The sequence below is a fragment of the Humibacter sp. RRB41 genome (assembly GCF_022761015.1).
Lineage (GTDB): Bacteria > Actinomycetota > Actinomycetes > Actinomycetales > Microbacteriaceae > Humibacter.
Window position 1 is genome coordinate 486,267 of sequence record NZ_JAKWJQ010000003.1, and the last position, 19,422, is coordinate 505,688.

Consider the following 19,422-nt stretch of genomic DNA (forward strand, 5'->3'; position numbering starts at 1 on the left):
GCGGCAATACAGTGCCGGGACGACGCGGGCGCGGGCGCGGGCGGTACGGGTCAGTCGGTGCCGCGCAGGCGGCCGATCGTGTTCATCAGGTGATAGATCACGATGGCGGCGATCGTGCCGATCACGATGCCGCTGAGCGAGATGCCGCTCTTGGGGTCCCCGATCACCCAGGTGAGGTTTCCGACGCCGATCACGAGAGCAACCGCTGCGGTGAACTGATTCTTCGGCTTCGAGAAGTCCACGTGGTTGTCGATCCAGATCTTGATGCCGATCACGCCTATCAGGCCGTACAGGGCGAGGGTTGCCCCACCGAGCACTCCAGAGGGGATCGTGTTGAGCACTGCTCCCACCTTGGGGGAGAGGCCGAGCAGAACGGCGACGATCCCAGCCACCCAGTAGGCGGCGGTGGAGTACACCTTGGTCGCCGCCATCACGCCGATGTTCTCGCCGTACGTCGTGGTGCCCGACCCGCCGAAGAGACCGGCGAGCGTGGTCGCAGCGCCGTCGGCGAGAAGGGCGCGCCCGGTGAGAACGTTGACGTCCTTGCCCGTCATCTGGGCGACGGCGCGGATGTGGCCGACGTTCTCGGCGATCAGCACCAGCACGACGGGCAGAAAGACGGGGAGCAGCGCCCAGAGCGAGGCATCCGTGAACGGATTGCCCGCGAGCGTGAACGCGGGCTGTCCGACCCAGGCGGCCTTCGCCACCGGCGCGAAGTCGACATCGCCGAGCAGCACGGCGGCGACGTAGCCGACCACGACGCCGACGAAGATCGACATGCGCCCGAGCATCCCGCGGAACAGAACGGTGCACAGGATGATGGCGGCCAGCGTGATCACGGCCACCAACGGCGACGCACTGAAGTTCGTCACGGCAGTCGGCGCCAGATTGAAGCCGATCAGTGCCACGATGGCGCCCGCGACGATCGGCGGCATCAAGGCGTCGATCCATCCGGTGCCCGTGAGCATCACGATTCCGCCGACGATCGCCAGCAGGATGCCCACCGCGAGAATCCCGAAGAGCGCCCCGCCCATGCCGTGGCCGGCGGCTGCCGCGGTGATCGGGGCGATGAACGCGAACGACGACCCCAGGTAGCTGGGGAGCCGGTTGCGGGTGATCAGCAGGAAGCCGATCGTGCCGATTCCGGAGAACAACAGCGTCGTCGACGGCGGGAAATGCGTCAGCAGCGGTACGAGGAACGTGGCCCCGAACATCGCGACAACGTGCTGCACGCCGATGCCGATCGTGCGCGGCCAACTCAGCCGCTCGTCCGGAGCCACCACCGTCTCCGGGCTGATCGTCTTGCCGTCTGCGTGCAAGGTCCACAGGGTCGCCATCAGGCCTCATTCCGAAAGTTCTGCGATGGGGGAGAATCGAATGTCGCAGCGAATCCGTCACGGCATTGCAGCAGATGCTAGCGTCCCCTGGCAGTTGCCTGACAATATCGTCTCGACGCCCGGCGTCAATCCTTCTCAGCCCCGACGGGAGCCCCATGTCCCAGACCGACACGACGACCGAACCCCCGGCAACGGGCCGCCTCAACTCGTTCTTCGAGATCTCCAAGCGCGGTTCCACCTGGTGGCAGGAGGTGCGGGGCGGGCTCGTCACGTTCGTGACGATGGCCTACATCATCGTGCTGAACCCGATCATCCTGTCGGGCAGCCCCGACGTCGACCACCACAAGCTGCAGTTCACCGCGGTCGCGGCGGTTACAGCCCTCACCGCCGGTGTCATGACGATTCTGTTCGGGCTGATCGCCCGGCTGCCGTTCGCGTTCGCCGCCGGCCTCGGCATCAACTCGTTCCTTGCGGTCAGCGTGGTCGGACAGGTGACCTGGCCCGAGGCGATGGGGCTCGTCGTGATCGACGGCCTGATCATCGTCTTGCTCTCCGCAACAGGGCTGCGGCGGCTCATCTTCGACGCGGTTCCCTATTCGTTGAAGATCGCGATCACTGTCGGCATCGGTCTCTTCATCGCCTTCATCGGCCTGGTGGATGCCGGGTTCGTCAAGTCGACCGGCCTCAGCTCCCCGCCGATCGGGCTGGGCAACGACGGCTCCATCGCCACGATCCCGACCGTCGTCTTCGTGCTCACGCTGCTCATCACGGGCATCCTGGTCGCACGCAAGGTCAAGGGCGCGATCCTCATCGGACTCGTCTCCGGCACCATCCTCGCCGTCATCGCTCAGGCCATCTGGCACCTCGGAGCACAGGGGCCCAAGGGCGACCCGAACGGCTGGAACCTCAACATCCCGCAGATCACGAACTGGGTGGCGACACCCGATTTCAGCCTCGTCGGCCAGGTGAGCTTCGACTTCAGCAAGATCGGAGCGCTCACCGCGGTGATGCTGATCTTCACGCTCGTGTTCAGCAACTTCTTCGACGCGATGGGCACCATGACCGGTCTCTCCAAGGAGGCCGGCCTGGCGAAGGACGACGGAACCTTCCCCCGCCTGCGCAGCGCACTGATCGTCGAGGGTGTCGGAGCCGTCGCCGGCGGTCTCACCTCGAGTTCGTCCAACACCGTGTTCATCGAGTCCGGCGCCGGGATCGGTGAGGGCGCGCGCACCGGCTTCGCCAACGTGGTCACCGGCGTGCTCTTCCTGCTCGCGATGTTCTTCACCCCGATCGCCCAGATCGTGCCATCCGAGGTGGCGGCGGCAGCCCTTGTGATCGTCGGTGCTCTGATGATGTCGCAGATCAAGGGCATCGATCTCAGCGACTTCTCCGTGCTGCTGCCGGTGTTCCTGACCGTCGTCATCATGCCGCTGACGTACTCCATCGCGAACGGCATCGGCGCGGGCTTCATCGCGTGGGTGGTGATCCAGGCGTTCTCGGGAAAGATCCGTTCGATCAGCCCCCTCCTCTGGATCGTCGCGGCCGGCTTCGCCATCTACTTCGCTCGCGGACCGATCGAGGCCCTGTATACGCATTGACGTCGAGCGCAATGCATCGGCGGGATCCGAGACTTGGTCAGGTGACCAGGCCTAGCATGGCGGAATGACTTCAGACGACATCGCAGGCATTGTCGCCGAGCGACGGCGCGCATTCAAGAGCGGGCTCACCAAACCCCTGGCGTGGCGCAGAGCGCAGCTGACCGGCATCCGTCGCATGCTCACCGAGCGCTCATCGGATTTCGAGGCGGCGCTCGCCTCCGACCTTCACCGCAGCCCGACCGAAACGCAGCTCGCCGACATCAACGTCGTGCTCACCGAGGTGGCGCACGCGCTCAGTCGCCTGAAGCGGTGGACGGCGCCCAAGCGCATCGCCACACCCATGGTGGTGCAGCCAGCACGGGCGTCCATCATCCGCGAGCCGCTCGGCGTCGTGCTGGTGATCTCGCCGTGGAATTACCCCGTCCAACTGCTGCTGGGGCCGGTCGTCGCCGCGCTCGCGGCCGGCAACGCCGTGGTGATGAAGCCGAGCGAGCTGGCGCCCGCCACATCCGCCGTGATCGCCAGACTCGTGCCCGAGTTTCTGGATGCCCGTGCCGTCGCCGTCGTCGAAGGCGCCGTTCCCGAGACCACAGCCCTGCTCGAGCAACGGTTCGATCACATCCTGTACACGGGCGGTGCCCGTGTCGGCCGCATCGTGGCAGAGGCCGCGGCGAAGCACCTCACCCCGATCACTCTCGAGCTCGGGGGCAAGTCGCCGGTCTTCGTCGACGACTCCGTCGACCTGACGGCCGCGGCCAAGCGGATCGCCTGGGGCAAGTTCCTCAACGCAGGGCAGACGTGCGTCGCCCCTGACTACCTGATGGCGACGGCGGACGTCGCGCGCAAGCTCGTGCCGCTCATCGCCGGCGCGGTCCGGGAGTTGTACGGCAGCGACCCGCAGGCATCCGCCGACTACGGCCGCATCGTCAGCCCCGGTCGCTTCGCGGCGCTGGACGCTCTGCTGGCCAGCGGCGAGGTGGCCTCAGGTGGGCAGACCGATGCGGCGGACAAGTACATCGCTCCCACGGTGCTGACGGGTGTCGCGGACGATGCACCGATCATGCAGGAGGAGATCTTCGGGCCCATCCTGCCGGTCATCGAGGTGAGCGGGCACGAGGATGCCGTGCGCCGCATCGCCGCGGGCGAGAAGCCGCTCGCGCTCTACGTGTTCTCCAACCGCGACGACGTGCGCAAGGCGTTCCTGCGCGGCACCTCGTCCGGAGCCGTCGGTTTCAACGTCGTCGCCGTGCAGCAGACCATCATCGGCCTGCCGTTCGGAGGTGTCGGCGAGAGCGGCATGGGCAGGTATCGCGGCGAGGCGGGCTTCACGACGTTCAGCAATGAGAAGGCCGTGCTCAGCAAGCCGCTCGCACCCGAGTCGCTCGCGTTGATCTTTCCGCCGTACGGCGCGCGCACCGACAAGCTCGCAAGGGGGCTCGTGCGCACGCTCTCCTGAGGCTCGCGTGACACGGGAACCACCGCGTCTGTCCGGATCTGAAGGGTTCGCGCTTCGATCCGAACGATCGGTCAGGAAGTGTGCACGACCCACGCGTAGAGTCGGATCGAGGGCGCGAAGGAGCGCCCAGGAAAGGCCCCTACGTCGTGATCGCGACACGTGAAATCCCCATTCAGCTACCCACTTCCGAAATGTCCCCGCCCCCCGGGTGGGATGCCGGCGAAGGCGAGTACCGCGTCGAAACCGACTCGCTGGGGGAGCGGCGCATCCCAGCGGAGGCGTACTGGGGCATCCACACCTCCCGGGCGCTCGAGAACTTCCCGATCGCACACCGTCCCATCTCGGTCTACCCCTCATTCGTCGAAGCGCTCGCGATGGTGAAGCAGGCCGCTGCCAGGGCGAACGCCGAGATCGGTGTGCTCGAGCCGCACAAGGCGGACCTGATCGATCGAGCGTGCCAAGACGTGCTCGACGGCAAGCTGCGCGATCAGTTCGTCGTCGGCATCATCCAGGGCGGCGCGGGCACCTCGACGAACATGAACGCCAACGAGGTGATCGCGAACCGTGCCCTCGAGCTCGGCGGATTCGAAAAGGGCGACTACGCCCACATGCATCCGATCGACGACGTCAACCGCAGCCAGAGCACGAACGACACGTATCCGACTGCAGTGAAGATCGCGTTGTCGATGCTTCTGCGATCGCTGCTCGATGAGTTGTGGGAGCTCAGGGAGGCGTTCTTACGCAAGGGCGTCGAGTTCAAGAACGTGCTCAAGGTCGGTCGCACCCAGCTGCAGGATGCCGTACCGATGACACTCGGGCAGGAATTCCACGGCTTCGCGACCACGCTCGCCGAGGACTACGAGCGACTCAAAGAGACCATCTGGCTGCTGGCCGAGGTCAACCTGGGCGCAACAGCGATCGGAACCGGCATCACCGCCGACTCGCGCTATGCGGCCGTGGTGGTGCGGCACCTGAACGCGATCTCCGGGCTCGAGCTCGAGACGGCGCCCGATCTGATCGAGTCCACCAGCGACGCCGGCGTGTTCATGTCGTTCAGTGGCGCGCTCAAGCGCAGCGCCGTCAAGCTCTCGAAGATCTGCAACGACCTGCGCCTGCTTTCCAGCGGACCACAGGCGGGGTTCGGCGAGATCACCCTGCCGCCGCGCCAGGCGGGCTCGAGCATCATGCCGGGCAAGGTGAACCCGGTCATTCCAGAGGTGGTGAATCAGGTCGCCTTCAGCATCATCGGAGCGGATGCCACCGTCACCGCTGCAGCCGAGGCCGGACAGTTGCAGCTCAACGCGTTCGAGCCGGTGATCGCCACCTTCCTGCTGCAGTCGATCACCTGGCTCAGGCAGGCTTGCCTGACTCTCCGGGTCAACTGCATCGACGGCATCACCGCGAACGAGGAGCGCCTCGAGATCATGGTCGGGTCCTCCATCGGAGTGATCACGGCCCTCACCCCGCACATCGGCTACGCCGCGGCTGCAGCCCTCGCGAAGACCGCGCTGCTGACGAATCGCAACGTCGCCGACCTCGTCGTCGAGGCGAAGCTCATGCCGCGCGACCAGGTCACGAAGCTGCTCTCGCCTGCACGACTGAGCGGACTCGAGGCGATCACCACGTCGATCCCGGTCGTGCCCGACCACCACGGAAACCCCGACGCCCGCCTCTGACCCGCACGTCGTGCGGGATCAGCGGCGGCTGCCCGGTCAGGCTCAGATCACGCGGCAGTGCGTCGTGAGCGAGCCGATGCCCGAGCACGACACCGTCACGCGCGAGCCGTCGTGCAGGAACACCGGCGGTGTTCGCGAGTAGCCGGCTCCGCCGGGGCTCCCCGTGGAGATCAGGGTTCCCGGCTGCAGCGTCGTCGAGATGGAGAGAAACGCGATCAACTCTGCGACGGAACGCACCATGCCGGAGGTGGAGGCATCCTGCAGCAATCGCCCGTCGACGGTCGTCGACAGCCAGAGATCCTGTGGGTCGGCGATCTGATCGGCCGTCACCACAACGGGTCCGGTCGGCGTGAAGCCGTCGAACGACTTGCATCGCGACCACTGCGCCTCGGAGAACTGCAGGTTGCGCGCCGTGATGTCGTTGACGACCGTGTACCCGAAGACGTAGTCCAGAGCGTCGGCCACACGAACGTTGTGTGCCGGCCTTCCGATGATCACGCCGAGTTCCGCTTCGTAGTCGACCTCATTCGAGAGCTCCTCGGGCCACGTCGTGATGGACTCGTGCGCGGTCAGCGAGTTCGGCCACAGCGCGAAGACCGTTGCCGCCTTCTCCACCTTGAGCGCGAGCTCCGCCGAGTGGGCTGCGTAGTTCGCGCCGATCGCGAGGATGACCGGCGGTCGCAGCACGGCCGATTCGTGTCGTAGCTCGGAGACCGGATGCCACAGCTCACTTCGCGGGGCGGCCTCGCGAGCCGCGGCCTCGATCGACGCACTCTCGCTGTCGCCCCGCTCGATGAGCTCCTGCAGATCGGCCGGGGCGTCGTCGACAAGTTCGTCGACGAAGGCCGCCAGTTCGTCGACGACGACGCAAAGACGCACGTCGGAACCGCCGCGGTTGCCAAGATGCGCCAGTCTCACCGTGAAAGGCTATCCCTCCGCACCACCGTGAAAGGCCGACAGCCCCGGCGCCGCGTCTCCGCTCGACGCGACATCGTCCGACCCGCGTCGCGTCGATGATGGGCGGAAGGCAGGTGCGCGCCGCGCAATAGGGTAGACGCGTGTCCATCGACGAGGAGCGCGCGAAGAGGTCGGAGGCGCGAGACGACAGCGCTGACGGTGCTCGCCGCGCCGCAATCGCGAAGGATGCGTCGATCGGCGAAGTGGACTGGGCCGAACCGCCGCCCGGAACGATCGTCGGGAGATTCGCCGCCCCGAGCGGCTCGCTGGCCACCTGGGCGATGGGCGATCCGTCGAATCCGCGCGTCGTGCTGGTTCCAGGGGTCACCGGATCGAAGGAGGACTTCGCGTTGCTCGGGCCGATCCTGGTCGAGGGCGGTTACAGCGTGCTCAGCTACGACCTCGCCGGTCAGTACGAGTCTGCGGATGCGGCGCCCGGCCCGACGGGACATTACGACTACGACCTCTTCGTGAACGATCTGATCGCGGTGCTCGAGAGCGGAGCACCCGCGCATCTGCTCGGCTACTCCTTCGCCGGTTCCGTCGCTCAGTTGGTGGCGGTGCGGCGCCCCGAGCTGGTGCGCAGCCTCACACTGCTCACGGCACCGCCGCTTCCCGGCCAGACGTTCCGCGGCGTGCGCATGATCGGCTGGATCAGCTCGCTGACGAGCGCCCATCAGGGTGCCGGCCTGATGATCTGGGGCATCGTCACGAACAAGAACAAGGTGGGGCCGACCAGGCTCGAATTCGTGCGCTCGCGCTTCGAATCGACGAGCCGTCAGTCCGTCGACGACATCATCGCCCTGATGCGCCACACGCCCGATGTGGCCGCTGAGCTGAAGGCGACGGGCATCCCGTCTCTCGTCGCGACGGGGGAGCACGACCTGTGGCCCGTCGAGCTGCACGCAGAGTTCGCCGAACGCATCGGCGCCACGCTCGCGGTGTACCGCACGGGACACAGCCCGTGTGAAACGGCGCCGCACCAGCTCGCCCACGACATGCTGACCCTCTTCGCCGAGGCGGACGGCAGCGTGCAAGCCGACAGCTGACGGATGCCTCACCGCAGCGGTGAGGCATGTTGCGGTCAGACGGTGCTCGTCGCGTCGCCCTCGTCGCTGGGATGCGACGCGAGGTACTCCGCGCGCGCAGCTCGGATGCGCCACGGTGACGACTCAGGCCAGTTCATGTGGAACGTCAGGTAGGCCCACCCGAGTCGTCGTCCGAATCCCCGCCACGAGGAGAACGGCCGAGCCGAGATGCCGACGCGCAGGGTCTCGTCGACGCGCACGACGACATCCGGCGGAAGGTGCAGGCTGAGGTCGAGATCGTCGTGTACTCGTCGGATGGAACGATGCACCAGGTCGCGCACCCGAAGCCATACGTCCCGTCGCATCGCGAAGTTGGAGCCGAAGATCGGTCCGTTGTCGAGCCAGAGGCCGCCGAACCAGAAGTAGCCGCCGATGTAGAGGTTCTCCCCGAGCCACGTGATCACCGGATTCCCGTCGTAGAACTCGCCAGGGCCGGTGAGGACACCGATCTCGGGAGTAATGGTGAACTCGGCCTCGAGGTGGGCGATCCAGTCGACGGGAGCGCGCGAGTCGGCATCCAGCCGCGCGATGATGTCGCCGCTCGCCGCGTCGTATCCGGCCGCCGCAGCGGGAAAAATGCCCCGCACGGGCTGATGCACGACGGTGGCGCCGAATTCGCGCGCGACCTCGGCCGTGTCGTCGGTACTCCCGTTGTCGACGACGATGACCTCGTCGGCCGGCCTGATCTGCTCGCCGAGCGTGCGAAGGCACTCTTTGAGCATCACCGCATCGTTGTAGGCAGGGATCACCACAGAGACGGTCGACACGGGAATTGGCTCTCCTCACCGGTGCGACGAGCGGTACCGTCCCGTCCACCGATGCTTGATCCTACGCGTAAGATTCCGGTGCGACCGGCCACCCAACGGGCGCGGGACGACGTGAGACGGGAGCCGAATGCCTGAACCGATCGAACGGTTCGCGGCCGAATTGGGCGACGCCTTCACTGCGGCGCCCGACGCCATGGAGTCTGCCAGAACGGATCGATCCGGATGGGCCTCACCCACTGCGCCACTCGGCATCGTGCGGGCCGCAAACGTCGACGATGTCCGCGCCGCACTGCGCCTGGCGACGCAGCATCGCATCCCCGTGGTGCCGCGTGGCGCGGGAACTGGCCTCGCAGGCGGGGCCGCCGGTTCGGGCGGTGAACTCGTCGTCGACCTCTCGGGCATGGACCGCATTCTCGAGATCGCTCCGGATGACGAATTGGCCGTCGTGCAGCCCGGCGTGATCAACGCGGGCCTCGACGCGGCGCTGGAACCCCACGGCCTGTGGTTCGCCCCCGACCCAGCCAGCAAGGCGATCTCGACGGTCGGCGGAAACATCGCCACGAATGCGGGCGGGCTGCTCTGCGCGAAGTACGGCGTCACCAGGGAGGCCGTGCTCGGGCTCCAGGTGGTGCTCGCCGACGGCAGGGTGATGCGCACAGGACATCGCACGGTCAAGGGGGTCACCGGCTACGACCTGACGGCCCTGTTCGTCGGTTCGGAGGGCACGCTGGGCATCATCGTCGAGGCGACGGTGCGCGCGCTTCCCCGGCCGTCCAATCCGCCGGCCACCGTTGTCGGGCTGTTCCCCGGCGTGCGGGAGGCCGCAGCGGCGTCTGCGGCCATCACCGCCGCGAGGCTTCGCCCCGCCATCTGCGAGCTGATCGACGCCGAGACTCTCAAGGCGATCGCGGCGTACTCCGCATCGACCACAGGAGACGACATCGGCGGGGTCCTCGACCTCGACGCAGGCGCGTCGCTGATCGTGCAGTTCGACGATGCGGATGCCGTCACCCGCGCGACCGAGGCCGCCGCGCTCGTGCAGAGCGCGGGCGGCAGCGCGCGGCTCTCGTCCGACCGTGAAGAGGCCGACCGCCTGCTCGCACTCCGCCGCGCGGTCCATCCGTCGCTGGGCACCCTCGGCGAGGTGCTCATCGAGGACGTGGCCGTTCCACGGTCGCGGCTCGCTGACATGTTCGACGAGATCGTGCGGATCGAGCGGCAGTACGACGTGAGCATCCCGACGGTCGCGCACGCCGCAGACGGCAACCTGCATCCGAACTTCGTGTACGCAGGGGGAGAGGTGCCCGACGTCATCTGGCGTGCAGCCGACGACCTGTTCACCACGGCGCTGCGCCTCGGCGGGACGCTGACGGGCGAGCACGGTGTCGGCATCCTGAAGCGACGCTGGCTGCGCGACGAGCTGGGCGACGACTCGTACGAGCTGCAGCGCGGCATCAAGGCGGTGTTCGACCCGCTGGGCATCCTGAATCCCGGAAAGGTGTTCGCGTGACGCAGCAGATTCCCGCGCCGCAGTATCCGGCCGCCCCGCTGGTGGTTCGCACCAAGACGAGCACGGTCGTGTGGACGATCATCGGGCTGATCCTGCTCACGCAGCTGCTCGTCGTCGTGTTCGCCTACCTGGTGCTCGCGTTCGGCCCAGGGCTCGTCGTGGTCAGCGCGGCGCTGGCCCTCGTGCCGTTGGCCATCGTGCTGCTGACAGCGATCTGGATCGACGCGTGGGAGCCCGAACCGCTCGCGGCGAAGGCGTTCGCCTTTCTCTGGGGCGCCGCCGCCGCCATCACGATCGCCCTGCTGTTCGACCTCGGGCAGCGGGTGCTCACGCCGATTCCGGAGGACTCGATTCTGTCGGCGGTCGTGCGTGCCCCCATCGTCGAGGAGACCGCGAAGGGCGTTGCGCTGCTGATCCTGGTCTTCGCGGCCCGTCGCACGTTCGACGGTCCGATCGACGGCATCGTGTATGCGGCGATCACCGCCGGAGGGTTCGCCTTCGTGGAGAACATCCAGTACTTCGGCACGGCGATCCACAGTGGAGGGCCGGATCAAGCGGCCGTGGTGTTCGTTCTGCGGTCGCTGTTCTCGCCGTTCGCCCACGTGCTCTTCACCTCGTGCACCGGCCTTGCGCTGGGACTCGCCGTGCGCAAACGGGGAGTGGGTCGCATCCTCGTCGCCTTCGTCATCGGGCTCGCCGCAGCGATCGTTCTGCATGCGGTGTGGAACTTCTCGAGCTACATCGGCTTCTGGGGCGTCTACCTCGTGTTCGAACTGCCGGTCTTCGTGGGTGCCGTCGTCACTGTCGTGTTGCTCAGGGTGCGAGAACAGCACCTCACCAGGGACAGGCTGGCGGACTATGGCAGGGCCGGCTGGTTCACGCCAGACGAGGTGGTGCTGTACGGAACGCGTCCCGGCAGGCGTCGAGTGCGGGCGTGGGCGCGCTCCCGTGGCGGTGACGCGCCGGCGATCGTGCGGTCGATGGTGCGCGACAGCACCCGTCTCGCAATGGCGAGGAACCGCGTGGTCAACGGCTCAGCGGATGCCGACACCGCGGCCGAGGAGGCGGCTCTGCTCGCCGAGATCACCGAGGCACGTTCCCGGCTCTACAGCCTCGGCTGAGTCCGCCCTCAGGACGCCGATGGCAGGTGCGACGCGAACGGAGAACACAAAAACTCGCCGCTCGGTGGTGCGGCACTGCCGGCAGCCGAATCCGAACGACGAGTTGGTCTGCATCCAGGGTGCAACGGCGGGCGCGGGATTGCAAGCATTTGCCGCACGCCGCGTACCCCGGCTTTGACGATCCGGCACCGGTGCCCTTGGATGGAGGGATGAGCGAAACGCAGAAGTCCAAGCCGGAGATCGAAGCCCCGCAGTCCCCGGCGCCCGAGGCGCTGGAGATCGTCGACCTCGTCGAGGGTGACGGCGCAGAGGCAACGCCGGGCGCAACTGTCGACGTGCACTACCTCGGAGTCGACTACGACTCCGGTGAGGAATTCGACTCCTCGTGGGGTCGCGGACAGTCCATTCAGTTCCCGTTGCAGGGCCTCATCCAGGGTTGGCAGGACGGCATCCCCGGCATGAAGGTCGGCGGGCGTCGCCAGCTGACGGTCCCGCCGCAGCTCGCCTACGGCCCAGCGGGCAGCGGGCATCCGCTCGGTGGCAAGACCCTGATCTTCGTGATCGACCTGCTCGGAGTCAAGTAGCCCGGCCAACCCCGATCCGTTCGCGATGCACCCGGATGCCCCTCAGGGCTCCGGGTGCATCGCGTCGTAGTGGCGGAAAGTGCGCTGCAACCGCACGATCAGGGTCACCGCGACCATGATCACGAGCCCGCCGAGCGCGGGCGGGAACCACAGCGCGACGAGGGCGGCCGCGGCGCCGGCATACAGATCGCCGATGCGAGGGCCGCCGGTGACCACCACGGTGAAGACGCCCTGGATGCGCCCGCGCATCGTGTCAGGCGTCGCCGACTGCAAGATCGTCTGACGGAAGATGGATGACACGTTGTCTGCGGCGCCGGCACCGAGGAGCAGTACGCATGCGATCGTGATGGCCGCGATGTTCGGATGCCCGGCATCCGCCGACCCGAACCATCCCGTTGTCAGCAGGGCGAGCTCGACGCCGACGGCGAAGATGAACGCGCCGTAGACGACCACCGACCGGCCGACGGCGACCCCCTGCCTGCGCACGTGCCCGAGGGGACCGGAGAACACGCTCGAGACGAGCGCCCCGATCGCATAGGCGGCGGTGAGCGCGCCGACGGTGACGGCGCCACCGCCGAGCAGCAAGGCGCCTGCTGCGGGGAACAGCACCCGCGGCTGCCCGAACGTCATCGCGAAGATGTCGACGATGAACGACATGCGTACGTTCGGCGCCCGCTTGAGGAACGAAAGTCCTTCGACGAGGGATGCCCACCCCGGTTTCGCCGCATCGCCTTCCGGCAAAACGGGCGGCAGCGTCGCGATGCCGAGGAACGCGAAGACGAACAGCACGACGTCTACCGAGTACGTCCAGCCGAAGCCGACCGCGGCGACGAGCACGCCGGCCAGCGCAGGGCCGACCGTCACCATCACGCCCGTTGCGATGCCACCGAGAGCGGATGCCGCAGGCAGCAGCTCCCGCTCGAGCAGCCTCGGCATGATCGCCATACGTGTGCTGCTGATGACCGTGGCCGCAACGGCGTTGAGCGTGGCGAGCAGGTACAGCAGCCAGATGTTGTCGACGTGGAGCCAGGCGAGCAGCGCGATCGTCAGCGTGGATCCCCACGCCACGACGGCGGAGAGCAGCGCGACCAGCCTGCGGTCGAAGACGTCGGCGAGCATCCCGCCGTAGATGCCGAAGAACACCATCGGCAGCAGAGCGAAGAGGGCGACGCCCGAGACCGCGAGCGTCGAGTTCGTCAGGTCGTAGACCTGCAGGCCGATCGCGACGATCGTCATCTGACCGCCGATGCCGGAGACGGCGCCGCCGATCCACAGACGGGCGAAGGCCGGACTCCGCTTGAGAGGCGTGAGGTCGACGAAGACCGATCGTCTGGCTGGCGCGGCAGGGCGCTCGGTATCGTCGTTCGGCACGGGATTCGACGGTAACACGGCGGTGTCCGGCCGGTTCGCCCTCCGAGTCGGCAGCGGCGGCTCCCGCTCGGGTCGCGATGACGGGGCAGCGAGGTCGCATAGGGTGGGCTGGTGAACAGCGCGCGTGACGAACTCGACCGCCTGCTGGTGAGCGTTGCGGACTTTCCCGAGCCGGGCATCCTGTTCCGAGATCTGGCTCCCGTCTTCGCCGACGGCACGGCGTTCGCCGCGATCGTCGATGATCTCGCCGCGCGGTTCGACGGCGGATTCGACGCCGTCGCCGGTGTCGAGGCCCGCGGTTTCGTGTTGGCGGCCGCGGTCGCGTACGCGGCCGGCGTCGGAGTTCTCGTGATCCGCAAGGCGGGCAAGCTTCCCGGAGAAGTGCTCAGCGAGTCCTATGAGCTGGAGTACGGCACGTCGACCCTCGAGCTCGAACCCGACCGGCTGCCCAGAGGATCGCGGGTGCTCGTGCTCGACGACGTGCTCGCGACAGGTGGAACGCTCGCGGCATCCGCTCGTCTGATCCGGCGCGCCGGGTATTCGATCACGGGATTCGGAGTCGTACTCGAACTCGAAGAGCTGGCAGGGCGTGACAAGCTCGGCGACGTTCCGACGTACAGCATCGCCGCACTCTGACCGGCGCTCGCCGAAGTCATCGGCGATCTCCCGGCCGCGGAAGGATCTCGGTCCTAGCCTGAGAGCGTGAGTGCGAACGAGGCGACGCTCATCGGCGCCGCGAACGAGACCGAGCCCGTCGTCGCCACCTCGCACGGCCTGGTGCGTGGCGTGCACGGCGGAGACGTGTACGCCTTCAAGGGCATTCCGTATGCGGCACCGCCCGTCGGGCCGCTGCGCTTCAGAGCGCCGGAACTGCCGCAATCGTGGGACGGTGTGCGCGATGCGACCGCGTTCAGCCGCATCGCTCCTCAGCCGGTCATGGCGTTCGTCGGCAGCAAGCCTCGCGAGATGAGCGAGGACTGCCTGACCGTGAACGTGTACACACCGCAATTGGGCGACGCGGGTCTGCCGGTGATGGTGTGGATCCACGGTGGCGCGTACTACGTCGGTTCGTCGGCCGATCCGCTCTACGACGGCTCGCGGCTCGCGGCCGGTGGCGCTGTGATCGTCACGTTCAACTACCGCATCGGCCCGCTCGGTTACCTCGATCTGTCGTCGTTCTCCACGGCCGAGGACGAGTTCGAGAGCAATGTCGGCCAGAAGGACCAGCTTGCGGCGCTCGCCTGGGTGCGTGACAACATCCGGGCTTTCGGCGGTTCACCGGACCGCGTGACCCTGTTCGGCGAGTCGTCGGGCGCGGGTGCCGTCACGACCATGATGGCGACTCCGAGTGCCGAGGGCCTGGTGCACGGTGCGATCGCGCAGAGCTCGCCTGCCGGCAGTGTGTACACCCGCGAGACGGCACGCCGCTCGGCAGAGCGTTTCCTTCAGCGTCTGGATGTCGCGCCCGGCGACGTGCATCGGCTGCGACGCCTCCCGGCCGCTGCGTTGATCGAGGCGTGCAACCGACTGATCGTCGACACGAGTGCTGCGGAGCCCGGCACGATCCCGGTCGCGCCGGTGGTCGACGGCGAGCTCGTTCCGGAGTATCCGCTCACCGCGATGATGCGAGGTCAGGCTCTACGCATTCCCCTGGTGATCGGCTCGAACCGCGATGAGGCGATGCTCTTCCGGCTGTTGCGCTCGCCGATCGTGCCGAACACGTCGAAGGCCGTTCAGCTCATGGTCGAAAGACTCGGCACTCCAGAGGCACTGGCCGTGCCGTCCGGATACCGCGGCTACCCTCGCCTGCGGCCGGCGCTTCGCCTGTCGACGGATGCCGCCTTCCGCATGCCGACCGTGTGGGCCGCGTCAGCGCACAGCAGGTACGCGCCGACCTGGGCGTACGAGTTCGACTTCGCTCCGCCTCTGATTCGGGTCGCCGGCCTTGGTGCGATGCACGGCGCAGAACTGGCGCACGTGTTCGACACCCACGTTCCGAAGGTCGTCGCTGCCGGAGCGGTGAGCGCAGGGCGGCGCCTCACCGCGCGCATGCAGGCGCGATGGCTCTCGTTCGCCTCGATCGGCGACCCGAACCCGGTCGGCATGACGCCGTTCTGGCCGCGTTACGACACCGAGCGGCGTTCCACCTACGTCTTCGACAGTCGCGACCGCGTCGTGCGCGACCCCCGTGGCGAGCTGCGTCGGGTCTGGGGAGACGACATCATCGCGTTCCGCTGACGCCGTCGCAGGGAGCGGATGCCGGGGCATCCGTCTCGCGAAGCACTCGCCTGACGAGGCGCCAGAGTTCGGGATGCCCGAGCACGCGGAAATGCCCTGCGACCGGCACGCGCACGTTCGCGGCGGCATCCGGCAACTCGCTGCCGCCGGGGATCTGCGGATCGAAGGCGGGGAAGGCCGACACGATACGACCGTTCACGCCGCGGTTCGCTGCCAGGTCGAGCAGTGTCCGATCGGTCGGTGCGAACGCACGGAGCGCTCTATCCGGCATTCTCGACGCGAAGACCGAGCCCGAGAAGGGCGTCGCGATCGCGAGCATCGTCGCGACTCTGGGCCCCGTCTGCTCCCAGGCCATCAGCTGCTTGCCGACCAGACCGCCCTTGCTGTGGGCGACGATGGTCACCCCGCTGAGGTCGTGCCGCTCGAGGTACGCGGCGGCGATCTCGGCCGTCGCGAGCACACCAGAGCGGTTGCGTCCCAGCGTCGTGACGACGTGCGCGGGGCGGCAGGAGGCGAGCGCGAGTGCGGCGAACGGGTCGAGGAAACGCGGGCTCTCGTTCACGCCGGGAAGCAGCAGCACGGGCGACCCGTCGACGGGATGCTCGCGATCGCGCAGCATCCATCGACGAGCTCTGGCGCCGAGGCCACGCCATCCTGGGAGGAATGCGATGTCGGCAAGCGCAGACGGAACGGCACGCGACACGGTCCCGACGTCGATTCCGGCGATCTCGACGTCGGGTTCCGACCCCTCGCCCGGCACAACGTCTCGACTCGATCGCCGGCCGGATTCCGCACGCGGCATGGTTCAACGCTAGCGTTCCGCGGATCGCGGAACGTCACAGGGCCTGCGCCAGAACCTGCGGGTAGTGTCTTTCGGGTACGTTGAACGACCTGGCCGGGCGGGTGTCGCGCGGCCCGAGAGGAGACGAGATCTTGGCCACGACGAGAAAGACGAGTCCGCGCACCGATTCGACGAAGGCCGAGTCGTCCGAGGACTCGGTCGGGGCCGGTTCAGCCGACGTCGACGATTCGCTTTCTCGGGTGTTCGCCCCTCCTGCGAGCGAATCGGATGCCGCGGACGGCGAGTCCGCCGACCAGCCGTCGGCGCACGAGCAGGAGGTTCAGCAGCCCGCCCCTGCCGCTGCTCCCGCGCCCCCACAGCCGCTCACCGCAACTCAGCTGCTCAACGATCCGCTGCTCGGCACTCACGACGAGATCGTCGTCGACCTCGGCCTCAAGCTGCGCTGGGCTGCCGTCGGCTACGGGTTGCTCGGTGTCGTCGCATCCTGGGTCATCGCCGCGCAGGTCGCACTGGCCACGAAGGACGCCGCCGCGTTCGGCTGGGCCATCGCAGCGACCATCCTCATCTTCGCCGCGGGCGTCTGGTACTTCGCGGATGTCTCGAGCCGCTTCGCTTCGGTCGCCGCGTACCGCAGAGCCAAGACCCCGCAGTCGATCGCACGTCTGAACCGTGGAGGGGTCGTCGGCCTCTACGGTGTCGTCGGTGCGTGGATCGGTGCCGCCCTCGGCGCACTCGTGCTGGTGAGTGGCGTGACCACCGCCGTGCTCACCGTCGCACTGGGCGCGACAGGCTGGACGTGGTTCTTCGGCGGCATCCCCGTCGTGCTGCTCTACGTCTTCGGCTTCGGGCTGATGCACTACAGGGTCATCGAGAAGGCCCGCGACGCCGTCGCCTGACGTCTGACTCCCTTCCCTGGCAGGCGACCACGGTCGGGTGCCCGCGTCATTCCTGGTAGTCTTTACCGGTTGCCGTCAGAACGGCCGCGGATAAAGAGAGCCCAGGCATTCGGCCTGCGGCACCGCGCAGCGAGAGAAAGGGGATCGAATCTATGGCACTTGAAGCAGATGCCAAGAAGGCGATCATCGAAGAGTACGCAACCCACCCCGGTGACACCGGATCCCCAGAGGTTCAGGTCGCAATCCTGACCAAGCGGATCAAGGATCTCACTGAGCACCTCAAGGAGCACAAGCACGACCACCACTCACGTCGTGGCCTGCTGCTGCTCGTCGGGCAGCGTCGCCGCCTGCTGGGTTACCTGCAGGAGATCGACATCAGCCGCTACCGCTCACTGATCGAGCGCCTCGGCCTTCGCCGCTGAGCGGTCGTCGGTAGAGTCGATCGTTCGCCCGCACGGGCGACGGCAACTCTTCGTTCGACAACGCGAACTTCTTGCGCAGAACGCCCCGTCACTTCGGTGACGGGGCGTTCTCGTCTTCTCAGCCGGCCGCGTCCGAAAGGGCGAGCTCCGCGGCGATCTCTTTCGTGCCGCGATTCCACGGCGTGCCGTGCCCCGGCAGGACCCAGGTGGCGTCGATCGAGGCGAGCTTCGCGTGCGAGGCACGTGCGGCATCCTGGTCGTCCGTGAACGGTGCCGGCAGCGCGCCGCGCTGACCGGTCAGCACGTTCCTGGTGGTCAGAGCGTCACCGACGAAGACCGCGTCGACCGACGGAGCGACGATGGCGATGCTGCCGGCCGAGTGACCGGGCAGGGCGACGATCCGCGGATGCCCCGGCAGATCGAGCACGTCGCCGTCGTGCACCGGAACGACCTCTGTGAGGTAGGTGTTGCGCATTCCGCCCTTGCGCAGGGTGTACCAGAGGAAGCTCGTCATGGCGCCGACACGAACCTTGCCCCACGCGGGGTGCGTTGACTCCTCGCCGCGGGCGCGTGCGGCATCCGCCTCGCCGACGTAGACAGGGATGCCGTGATCGCGGTGCAGCCGCTCGGCGAACCCGATGTGGTCGCTGTCGCCGTGCGTGAGCACGACTCCGCGAATGTCGGCAACCGTGCGATGCATCGACGCGAGCTCGCGTTCCAGGTCGGCGTATTGTCCTGAGATCCCCGCGTCGATCAGGGTGATGCCGCTGTCGTCCTCGACGAGGTAGACGGCGATGATGTCGTTTCCAATGCGGTGCAGTCCGGGGGCGAGTTCCATGACCGGGTCCTCTCGATGGCGTAAGGTTGACGATGGCTACGATAGTTAGCCATGATGGCTAATGTCAATAGCCATTGATGAACGAGTCCAGGGGGATGCAATGCCCACACCGAATCGAACGACGAACGACGAGATCGTGGCGGCGGCCCGCAGCCTTCTCGACGAGGGCGGCCTCGATGCTCTCACCATGCAGGCGGTGGCGACAAGGGTGGGCGTGCGTGCGCCCTCTCTCTACAAGCGCGTGCAGAGCCGAGAACAGCTCGTCGGCCTGGTCGTCGAGTCCTCGGTGCTCGAGCTTGCAGAGACGCTGGATGTCGCGGCCGAGGTGACCGCTGACGACCCGGTCGACTCCCTCGTAGCGCTTGCGCGTGCACTGCGTGCCTTCGCTCATCGGCATCCGAACCGGTTCGGGCTGGTCTTCGCGTCGCCGTCGCCCGCGGCTCGGCCTTCGGCGGACGCGCTCGCCGCCTCGAGCGCGGCGGTGCTGCGGGTCTCCGAACGGCTCGCCGGAGCCGACGACGCGCTCGAGGCCGCGCGCACGGTCACGGCGTGGGCGCTCGGATTCCTCACGATGGAGCTCAGCGGGTCCTTCCAACTGGGCGGAGATCCGGCGAAGGCGTTCGACTACGGCGCGATGGCGATCGCGAGGGCGATCGATGCCGCGTCGGACTTCTCCCGGATGCGCCCTTCGACGTAGTCTGGATGGGACGCGCGGCAACGATGCCGCGCGGGCCGGCGAGCCACAAGCATCCGCCGGTCAC

18 protein-coding genes are annotated in these 19,422 nt (G+C 67.5%); 12 read left to right on the top strand and 6 right to left on the bottom strand.

What is annotated here, in order from left to right; genetic code table 11:
* Positions 1 to 50: 50 nt before the first annotated feature.
* Positions 51 to 1,337, bottom strand: a complete 1,287-nt coding sequence (locus MJ603_RS10880) for a uracil-xanthine permease family protein (RefSeq protein ID WP_243063735.1) — start codon at positions 1,335 to 1,337, stop codon at positions 51 to 53.
* A gap of 155 nt (positions 1,338 to 1,492) precedes the next feature.
* Between MJ603_RS10880 and MJ603_RS10885 the strand changes: the two genes are divergently transcribed.
* From MJ603_RS10885 to MJ603_RS10895, 3 genes are all read left to right on the top strand, one after another.
* Entirely contained in the window at positions 1,493 to 2,935 is a 1,443-nt protein-coding gene (locus tag MJ603_RS10885; protein WP_243063736.1) for an NCS2 family permease, read from the top strand.
* 64 nt (positions 2,936 to 2,999) lie between these two features.
* On the top strand, positions 3,000 to 4,391 hold the full coding sequence (locus tag MJ603_RS10890) for an aldehyde dehydrogenase family protein (RefSeq protein ID WP_243063737.1): 1,392 nt from the start codon (positions 3,000 to 3,002) through the stop codon (positions 4,389 to 4,391).
* Positions 4,392 to 4,582: 191 nt separating this feature from the next.
* Positions 4,583 to 6,067: an aspartate ammonia-lyase gene (locus tag MJ603_RS10895; protein ID WP_243063738.1), complete on the top strand. Its 1,485-nt coding sequence runs from the start codon at positions 4,583 to 4,585 to the stop codon at positions 6,065 to 6,067.
* 42 nt (positions 6,068 to 6,109) lie between these two features.
* Here the strand turns inward: MJ603_RS10895 and MJ603_RS10900 are convergent, their stop codons facing one another.
* Complete coding sequence (locus MJ603_RS10900) at positions 6,110 to 6,985, bottom strand: fumarylacetoacetate hydrolase family protein (RefSeq protein WP_243063739.1); 876 nt, start codon at positions 6,983 to 6,985, stop codon at positions 6,110 to 6,112.
* 140 nt (positions 6,986 to 7,125) lie between these two features.
* On the opposite strand from MJ603_RS10900, the gene MJ603_RS10905 reads away from it, so the two are divergent.
* The gene (locus MJ603_RS10905) at positions 7,126 to 8,073 is read left to right on the top strand and encodes an alpha/beta hydrolase (protein ID WP_308220588.1); all 948 of its coding nucleotides are present in this window, start codon (positions 7,126 to 7,128) and stop codon (positions 8,071 to 8,073) included.
* Between the two features lie 35 nt (positions 8,074 to 8,108).
* Here MJ603_RS10905 and MJ603_RS10910 read toward each other — a convergent pair whose 3' ends face one another.
* Positions 8,109 to 8,879: a glycosyltransferase family A protein gene (locus MJ603_RS10910; RefSeq protein ID WP_243063740.1), complete on the bottom strand. Its 771-nt coding sequence runs from the start codon at positions 8,877 to 8,879 to the stop codon at positions 8,109 to 8,111.
* A 127-nt stretch (positions 8,880 to 9,006) separates the two neighbouring features.
* On the opposite strand from MJ603_RS10910, the gene MJ603_RS10915 reads away from it, so the two are divergent.
* The 3 genes from MJ603_RS10915 to MJ603_RS10925 all read left to right on the top strand — a co-directional run bounded on the left by MJ603_RS10915 (position 9,007) and on the right by MJ603_RS10925 (position 12,094).
* Complete coding sequence (locus tag MJ603_RS10915) at positions 9,007 to 10,389, top strand: FAD-binding oxidoreductase (RefSeq protein ID WP_243063741.1); 1,383 nt, start codon at positions 9,007 to 9,009, stop codon at positions 10,387 to 10,389.
* A complete protein-coding gene (locus tag MJ603_RS10920; RefSeq protein WP_243063742.1) occupies positions 10,386 to 11,510 on the top strand; it encodes a PrsW family intramembrane metalloprotease in 1,125 nt (374 codons plus the stop codon). The genes MJ603_RS10915 and MJ603_RS10920 overlap by 4 nt, the downstream gene beginning before the upstream one ends.
* A gap of 209 nt (positions 11,511 to 11,719) precedes the next feature.
* Complete coding sequence (locus MJ603_RS10925) at positions 11,720 to 12,094, top strand: FKBP-type peptidyl-prolyl cis-trans isomerase (RefSeq protein WP_243063743.1); 375 nt, start codon at positions 11,720 to 11,722, stop codon at positions 12,092 to 12,094.
* Positions 12,095 to 12,136: 42 nt separating this feature from the next.
* Here the strand turns inward: MJ603_RS10925 and MJ603_RS10930 are convergent, their stop codons facing one another.
* On the bottom strand, positions 12,137 to 13,465 hold the full coding sequence (locus MJ603_RS10930; protein ID WP_243063744.1) for an MFS transporter: 1,329 nt from the start codon (positions 13,463 to 13,465) through the stop codon (positions 12,137 to 12,139).
* Between the two features lie 108 nt (positions 13,466 to 13,573).
* Between MJ603_RS10930 and MJ603_RS10935 the strand changes: the two genes are divergently transcribed.
* A complete protein-coding gene (locus MJ603_RS10935; protein ID WP_374230908.1) occupies positions 13,574 to 14,101 on the top strand; it encodes an adenine phosphoribosyltransferase in 528 nt (175 codons plus the stop codon).
* A gap of 66 nt (positions 14,102 to 14,167) precedes the next feature.
* The gene (locus tag MJ603_RS18775) at positions 14,168 to 15,703 is read left to right on the top strand and encodes a carboxylesterase/lipase family protein (RefSeq protein WP_243063746.1); all 1,536 of its coding nucleotides are present in this window, start codon (positions 14,168 to 14,170) and stop codon (positions 15,701 to 15,703) included.
* Here MJ603_RS18775 and MJ603_RS10945 read toward each other — a convergent pair.
* Positions 15,687 to 16,505, bottom strand: coding sequence for a triacylglycerol lipase (locus tag MJ603_RS10945; RefSeq protein WP_243063747.1), 819 nt, complete (start codon positions 16,503 to 16,505; stop codon positions 15,687 to 15,689). The two genes, MJ603_RS18775 and MJ603_RS10945, sit on opposite strands and share 17 nt — an antisense overlap.
* A gap of 131 nt (positions 16,506 to 16,636) precedes the next feature.
* Here MJ603_RS10945 and MJ603_RS10950 point away from each other — a divergent pair, with 131 nt between their 5' ends.
* Positions 16,637 to 17,401 carry a hypothetical protein gene (locus tag MJ603_RS10950; protein WP_243063748.1) on the top strand — a complete coding sequence of 255 codons (765 nt, stop codon included), beginning with the start codon at positions 16,637 to 16,639 and terminating at the stop codon, positions 17,399 to 17,401.
* Positions 17,402 to 17,553: 152 nt separating this feature from the next.
* Positions 17,554 to 17,823: a 30S ribosomal protein S15 gene (rpsO, locus tag MJ603_RS10955; protein WP_243063749.1), complete on the top strand. Its 270-nt coding sequence runs from the start codon at positions 17,554 to 17,556 to the stop codon at positions 17,821 to 17,823.
* 118 nt (positions 17,824 to 17,941) lie between these two features.
* Here rpsO and MJ603_RS10960 read toward each other — a convergent pair whose 3' ends face one another.
* A complete protein-coding gene (locus MJ603_RS10960; protein WP_243063750.1) occupies positions 17,942 to 18,661 on the bottom strand; it encodes an MBL fold metallo-hydrolase in 720 nt (239 codons plus the stop codon).
* A gap of 100 nt (positions 18,662 to 18,761) precedes the next feature.
* Here MJ603_RS10960 and MJ603_RS10965 point away from each other — a divergent pair, with 100 nt between their 5' ends.
* Positions 18,762 to 19,358 (top strand): TetR/AcrR family transcriptional regulator, encoded by a 597-nt coding sequence (locus tag MJ603_RS10965; RefSeq protein ID WP_243063751.1) that lies wholly within the window; start codon positions 18,762 to 18,764, stop codon positions 19,356 to 19,358.
* Positions 19,359 to 19,422 lie beyond the last annotated feature (64 nt).